Raw genomic sequence first — 6,559 nt, 5'->3', positions numbered from 1 at the left:
ACCTGCACGTTTGGTGATGATGGCGGAGGGGTTCCACACGTACCCATCCCGAACACGACCGTTAAGCCCTCCAGCGCCGATGGTACTTGGACCGCAGGGTCCTGGGAGAGTAGGACGTTGCCAAGCGTGTTCCCTTTTGGGAAACTAGTAATACTGTTTAAATTTCATATTAAGCCGGTGTAGCTCAGTTGGTAGAGCAACTGACTTGTAATCAGTAGGTCGGGGGTTCAAATCCTCTCGCCGGCACCATTTTATTATTGCTTGTGCAGTAAGAAAATGAATTGTATCGTATGGCGGTCGTGGCGAAGGGGTTAACGCATCGGACTGTGACTCCGACATTCGCGGGTTCAATTCCCGTCGATCGCCCCATTTATTTTCTTTAGGGGATTAGCCAAGCGGTAAGGCAACGGACTTTGACTCCGTCACGCACAGGTTCGAATCCTGTATCCCCTGCCATATTTTCTCTTAATGAGAGCCATTAGCTCAGTTGGTAGAGCACCTGACTTTTAATCAGGGTGTCGAAGGTTCGAGTCCTTCATGGCTCACCATTTACGTTTGTGAATGGACATAGTTTTTCTTTGTAATATGCGGTCGTGGCGGAATTGGCAGACGCGCACGGTTCAGGTCCGTGTGGGCTTACCCCCGTGGAGGTTCGAGTCCTCTCGACCGCACTATTTTATGCGGACGTGGCTCAGCGGTAGAGCATCGCCTTGCCAAGGCGAGGGTCGCGGGTTCGATTCCCGTCGTCCGCTCCATATAGATTTGAGGTAAGTACCGGAATCGAAGGATAAGAAGCTTGGCTTCTTGGATTTCAATGAAAGGTGCTTTTGTTTTGGGCTTGATATGCTGTAAGTGATGGATCATTGTTTTAGAATGATAAGTCATAGATAGTGGATATAGCCTTAACTTTTTGTTCGCGGGTGTAGTTCAATGGTAGAACTCCAGCCTTCCAAGCTGGTAGCGTGGGTTCGATTCCCATCACCCGCTTTATAAAAAAAGAGGATGTCTGATGTTACAATCAGGCATCCTCTTTTTGTGTTATATGGGGCATCGTTTGATAGGATCAGGGTGGATGGATAGCAAGAAGCAAGAGCCAAATGAAAGTAAGGGCTAATCCAATAGAATTAGGTATAGGTACAGATCAATTAGATGTACGATACGTTGGTTATGATCGAGCCTTTATAACATTTGATTGGGATTCCAGCGAATTAGCATTCCCATTTGAGTGAGACCGGCACCAAATCCGTAGAGCAGGATGGTGTCATTGGTTTGGACTTTATGATCAAGTAATCCTTGTTGCAAGGCGAGCGGAATAGAAGCGGATGAAGTGTTACCGTACCACTCGGCGCTTGTTAAGGTATGCTGTGGTAAAATGCCGGATTTTTCACAGATCGAATCGATCATTTTCAGGTTAGCACTATGAGGAACAAACCAGTTAATGTCGGATACGTCATGAACGGTGTTTTGTAGCAATTGGCGAATGCCTTGTGGAACGGTACGGACTGCCCATTTGTAAACCTCGCGACCATTTTGGAATATTTTGCCATTGCCTTCCATCGGCTTGTTATTCACTTCATTCGACAGACCGCTGCGGTATACATGCTGTGCGCCACCGCCATCGCTATCCATAAACACATCGATAAAGCTTGGCTGCTCTGCATCATATTCTACCAATGCTGCACCTGCTCCATCGCCGAATAGAATACATGTACTGCGGTCGGTATAATCTAGTGTTTTGGTCATAGTTTCACTGGCAATAACGAGTACTTTGCGATGCAGACCAGATGTAACAAAGCTATTTGCCATATGAAGACCATATACAAATCCAGCGCAGGTGGCGTTAAGATCGAACACACCAGCACGGTTGATATTAAAATGAGCTTGAATCTGTGCGGCTACGCTTGGAAATACATAATCAGATGTAGTCGTTGCGACAATCACCAGATCAACGTCTTGTATACTAACATCGTAGCGGGATAGCATGTTTTGGACGGCTTCAATACCGAGAGAGGAGCTGAATTGATCTGGAGCAGCTACGCGTCGTTCGCGAATGCCGGTACGTTGGACAATCCATTCGTCTGAAGTATCGACCAGTTTTTCCAGATCGTTGTTCGTTAGTCGTTTTTCTGGAACATAGGTTCCGAGAGCTGTGATACGTGCGGTAGATGAAGTCATCCAAGTCACCTCGTATAATTGATAGTTATTGATCGTTTGCGTACGATAGATTTCTTTTTAATGATAAAGGTATGGAAGTCAGGATGAAAGCGTTAAATATAAATTATTGCATTTTAATTGTTCTGATTGCTTGTTATACGTTGCACATAGTTTGTAATGTGGAACGATGGGTTACTGCACAATAAATTGTTATCTGGTTTTAGTATCTGGTACTAATTTAGGTGTTGCTATTAAATATAATGCAGTGTGGAGCATTTGTAAATATGCTGGTGTATAGGAATTTGGAAAAAGCGTTAAGTGAATTAGAGATACAAAGGTATGAGGAAGAGGTGATAGTAGATACTTGAACGATTTGATTTTCGAGAGAATGACAAACGGGTTGTTGTGATCTGGTGGGGGTTTGTGCTATGGTTTGGCTATCTTTTAAAATGAGGTGAAGTTGGGTGGATATTAGGCAATTGCGAGACGAGGATTTTGAACAGAAGTTAGAATTGTCGATGTATGCTTTTCAGTATGAGGCATCTGTAGAGCGGCGGGCAGAGTTGCGGAAGATGTTTCAACCGGAAAGAGTATGGGGGGCTTTTGAAGGCGATGAATTGCAGGCGCAATTGACATTGTTGCCGCTGCAAACGTACATAAATGGGAAAGTATTTGAGATGGGCGGTATTGCAGGTGTATCGACGTGGCCGGAAAATCGGCGGCAGGGCTTGGTTGACCAGTTGCTGCGTCATACGCTGAAGTTTATGAAGGAATCGGGGCAGACAGTATCCTTTTTACATCCGTTTTATTTTCCTTTTTACCGTAAGTATGGCTGGGAGTTATATATTGAGTACAAAACGTACCATATTCCTACTGCCTTATTACCAAAAAAGGTGCAGACCGAAGGACAGATACGTCGCGGCTTAAAAGATCACAAGGTATTGGCTTCGATATATGCGGAGTATGCTAGTCGTTACAACGGAACCTTGGTACGCGATGCACATTGGTGGGAAGCTACGGTCTTGAAGCCGGATGGTTTGAAAACGGCGGTATATTACGATGAATATGAAGCTGCTAGAGGGTATGTGCTGTATACGGTGAAGGAGCGGGAGTTGCATATTCGAGAACTCGTTTATTTGGATGAGCAGGCGCGTCGCGCGCTTTGGACGTATATCGCTAATCACGATTCGATGGTGGATCAGGTGAAGTTGCAGGCACCGGCGGACGATGCGTTGCCATATTTGCTGCATGATCCGCGCATTGAGCAGAAGATTGTGCCTTATTTTATGGCTCGTATTGTGAGTGTGAAGGAGTTTTTGGAGCAGTATCCTTTTGAAAAGGGTATTGTAGAAAGCATTCGGGTGGATGTGACGGATTCGGTTTGTTCATGGAATCAGGGGATTTGGGATGTACTGATTGATGAAGATGGTCATGCTCAGGTTGTTCAACATGAGGAACTACCGGATGATGTGCAGGAGGATATTCAACAATACAGTGGGATTCAGCTGGATATTCAAGCGCTGACGGCAATGCTGATGGGCTATAAGCGTCCAGTAGAATTGCAGCAGTGGGAACATATACATGGCAGCGTGGAAGCAGTAGCATTGTTGGAGCGACGTATTCCTCGACGAGCAACGTATTTGATGGACTTTTTCTAAATGGATATGAGATGGAATGGATATGAGATAGGATAGTGCTTTTTTGAGGTTTCCTTCAGTAAGAGTTTGAACGGTGTTGATGTCATCTCGGATGGAAAGAGAATTGGCAATGAGCAATGGAGACTTTTCTGGGGAATCAGTGCATGCTAAAAGGGTTGCTGTCATCGTGGGTGCATGAATACACTCTGAAGAAATGAAAAACTTAGGGCATCATCAAGAATGTATACGTCTTTAAAAACTTAAAACACCTTCAAGAATGCAAACTCTTATTGTAGGATAAAGAGTTCATCTTGAAGGTGTTTTTGGTATTTGTAAGCAGAAATAGATATGTTGCGATAAGCGTATTTCGTGAGAATAATTTAGAAGCATTAGAAGCATTAGAAGCATTAGAAGCATTAGAAGCATTAGAAGCATTAGAAGCATTAAGGATAGATATTAAAAGTATTCGCATCGCTAAAAGAAACGAGCTACAACAGTTACATACATCAAAAATGCGATAGCGATTAAGGTGTTAAAGCAGGGGCTTTGCGGTTATGAGTGCCTTGTTCGTAACTGTAGGCAAGCTTGATCAATGTGCTTTCGTCAAATGGACGACCGAGAAATTCGACGCCTACAGGAAGCTGATCTTCGGTAAAGCCCGCAGGGACGGTGATTGCTGGGAAGCCCGAGAAGGGGCTGAGTCGATTGTTATTGCCTGCATTTTGCTCCTGACCGATAACGGCTGCGGGTTCGGTGGTAGTCGGGTAGAGAATGGCATCCAAATGGTTATCTGCCATCACTTGCAGCAGTGCATCGCGTGTGACTTTGGTGCGATTCAGTACAATATCTTTGTATTCTGGCGTATCCAGCGATTGCAATGCATTTCGTTTGGACATGCTTTCCTGTTGGGAAGGCATAAATTGACCGGATTTTAAAATTTCATCTAGACTGTGATAGGGAGCATCTTCACCAAGGCTATTCAAATAGTCATTGAGTTGGAATTTGAATTCATAGCCGCTAAGGCTTGGGTATTTCATAATCTGATCCAAATGCGGAATTTGGATCGGTACGGCTGTCGCACCGAGACGGGTGATGTCATGAACAGCACCATACACGACCTGTGTGACCGATTGCTCCGCAGCAGAGGAACCAAACAATTCGTAGGCTATACCGATCCGTGCGCCCTGCAATCCATCGGCTTGCAGACTGTCGGTATAGCTAGCTGGAATATGACCGACGCTATAGGCGGTAGCCACATCGTCGGCATCGTAACCAGCAGTAGCATCTAGCAGCAATGCAGCATCGCTTACAGTACGTGCCATCGGTCCGCCAACATCCTGTGTAAGAGCGAGCGGAATGATACCATCGCGGCTGGTCAGCCCGACAGTAGGGCGAATGCCGACCAGACTGTTATAGGAAGAAGGGATACGGATCGAACCGCCAGTATCGGTACCCAGTCCGGCAGCCGCAAAGCTGGCTGCAATAGCAGCACCTGTACCACCGCTGGAGCCGCCTGGATAATGGTGTGGTTCATAGGGGTTTAGCGTTTGACCACCAAGGGAGCTAGACGTTGTAATATCAAAGGCAAACTCGTGCAGATTGGATTTGGCAAGGATGATGGCGCCAGCAGCTTTTAGCTTGGCAATCATCTCGGCATCGTTATCAGGGATAGAATGCTGGAGACAGACGCAACCCGCTGTCGTAGGCATATCGGCAGTATCGTAATTGTCTTTGACGATAATGGGAATGCCATGAAGAGGTCCGCGCGAACCACTGGTCTGACGTTCACGATCCAGCTTAGCGGCAATTTGCAGTGCTTGTGGATTGATGGTGAGAATGGCATGTAGCTTTATCCCTTGATCATCGTATTGTTGAATGCGGTCTAGATACTGCTGTACCAACTCTACCGAAGTTGTGGTACCTGCTTGTAAGGCTTGCTGCATGTCAGTTATGGTAGCTTCGGTTACATTGAACGGTTGAATGGCGCCTGGACTCGGATTGGATTGAGCCGTTACGGAGGAAATGGGAAAGAGCGTAGTAGTTGCTAACAACAGAACAAATAATAGAGCGATGATCTTCTTGGGCTGTTTGCGTGTAGCGGACGATAACGTTTGGTGTGATGGGTTATGTATCATGGGTTCACTCCTTTAATGGTAAATAAAAGCTTAGTATGTGATTAATTGTTAATTGTATTGTTAGCATTGTTTACATGTCAATAGAGTTAGAGTCACTTTTGTCTGGACGATGCAGAAAATAGTCTCATGATTAGTACATATACAGATAGAAGCGGTATTGTTGCATGATGGGTACATCGAAAGGTGAAACGAGAGTATAGCGTTCCATCCGTAGACATATACAATAACGAAGTCAACATTCGACGGATGATTACTTTGCATAAGGCAAATCCTAAAGCAAGAAAAGATAAAATTGCGGTTAGACATGGTTTGCTTGGAAGTGACTGGTTCGTAATCTGCAATTTGTTCAGTAGTTATGTTACATTTAAATAAGGCTGAATAAGACTGTGATGATGTGAATAATGGATGATCATTGATTTTCAGCAGATATATAGGGATGCTGCGACCAGAAGGTCATCATTCTATCCAACAGGATTGCGATGATCTAGGAAAAGGACATGATTCTATACATGCTTCACAACGACCTATTACATGTTTCAACAACCTATTCATCCTGTTTGATACAGTGAGTGAGGATATGTAGGAGATAATGACGATTACACGCAATGGTATAACGATTATAGGCAATAGTAT

Annotated in this window: 4 protein-coding genes, 7 tRNA genes and 1 rRNA gene; 10 read left to right on the top strand and 2 right to left on the bottom strand. The window is 44.8% G+C overall.

The annotated features are described in order from the left end of the window. The first annotated feature begins 9 nt into the window (after positions 1–9). The 8 genes from rrf to ABXR35_RS23605 all read left to right on the top strand — a co-directional run bounded on the left by rrf (position 10) and on the right by ABXR35_RS23605 (position 987). A 5S ribosomal RNA gene (rrf, locus tag ABXR35_RS23640) occupies positions 10–126 on the top strand. A gap of 47 nt (positions 127–173) precedes the next feature. Beyond that, positions 174–249: transfer RNA gene (locus tag ABXR35_RS23635), tRNA-Thr, on the top strand. 44 nt (positions 250–293) lie between these two features. Further along, positions 294–369: transfer RNA gene (locus ABXR35_RS23630), tRNA-His, on the top strand. 12 nt (positions 370–381) lie between these two features. Then, positions 382–456 (top strand) — tRNA-Gln (locus ABXR35_RS23625). A 16-nt stretch (positions 457–472) separates the two neighbouring features. Further along, positions 473–548: transfer RNA gene (locus ABXR35_RS23620), tRNA-Lys, on the top strand. Between the two features lie 39 nt (positions 549–587). Beyond that, positions 588–671, top strand: a tRNA-Leu gene (locus ABXR35_RS23615). Between the two features lie 9 nt (positions 672–680). Continuing rightward, positions 681–755, top strand: a tRNA-Gly gene (locus ABXR35_RS23610). 161 nt (positions 756–916) lie between these two features. After that, positions 917–987, top strand: a tRNA-Gly gene (locus ABXR35_RS23605). Positions 988–1,179: 192 nt separating this feature from the next. Here the strand turns inward: ABXR35_RS23605 and ABXR35_RS23600 are convergent. Next, positions 1,180–2,175: a ketoacyl-ACP synthase III gene (locus ABXR35_RS23600; RefSeq protein WP_367064524.1), complete on the bottom strand. Its 996-nt coding sequence runs from the start codon at positions 2,173–2,175 to the stop codon at positions 1,180–1,182. A gap of 443 nt (positions 2,176–2,618) precedes the next feature. On the opposite strand from ABXR35_RS23600, the gene ABXR35_RS23595 reads away from it, so the two are divergent. Continuing rightward, positions 2,619–3,812, top strand: a complete 1,194-nt coding sequence (locus ABXR35_RS23595; RefSeq protein ID WP_367064522.1) for a GNAT family N-acetyltransferase — start codon at positions 2,619–2,621, stop codon at positions 3,810–3,812. 290 nt (positions 3,813–4,102) lie between these two features. After that, the gene (locus tag ABXR35_RS23590) at positions 4,103–4,312 is read left to right on the top strand and encodes a hypothetical protein (RefSeq protein WP_367064521.1); all 210 of its coding nucleotides are present in this window, start codon (positions 4,103–4,105) and stop codon (positions 4,310–4,312) included. Positions 4,313–4,315: 3 nt separating this feature from the next. Here the strand turns inward: ABXR35_RS23590 and ABXR35_RS23585 are convergent, their stop codons facing one another. Beyond that, a complete protein-coding gene (locus tag ABXR35_RS23585) occupies positions 4,316–5,926 on the bottom strand; it encodes an amidase (RefSeq protein WP_367064520.1) in 1,611 nt (536 codons plus the stop codon). Positions 5,927–6,559 lie beyond the last annotated feature (633 nt).

Origin of the sequence: Paenibacillus sp. JQZ6Y-1 (assembly GCF_040719145.1) — a bacterium.
In the GTDB taxonomy this organism is placed as follows: Bacteria; Bacillota; Bacilli; order Paenibacillales; family Paenibacillaceae; genus Saccharibacillus; species Saccharibacillus kandeliae.
The sequence above is the reverse complement of the archived record's forward strand: the minus strand, read 5'-3'. Positions and strand labels throughout refer to the sequence as shown.

Bases quoted from the DNA above. Each gene is read 5' to 3' on its own strand.
- ABXR35_RS23600 (WP_367064524.1), bottom strand. From the start codon at position 2,175: ATGACTTCATCTACCGCACGTATCACAGCTCTCGGAACCTATGTTCCA.
- ABXR35_RS23585 (WP_367064520.1), bottom strand. From the start codon at position 5,926: ATGATACATAACCCATCACACCAAACGTTATCGTCCGCTACACGCAAA.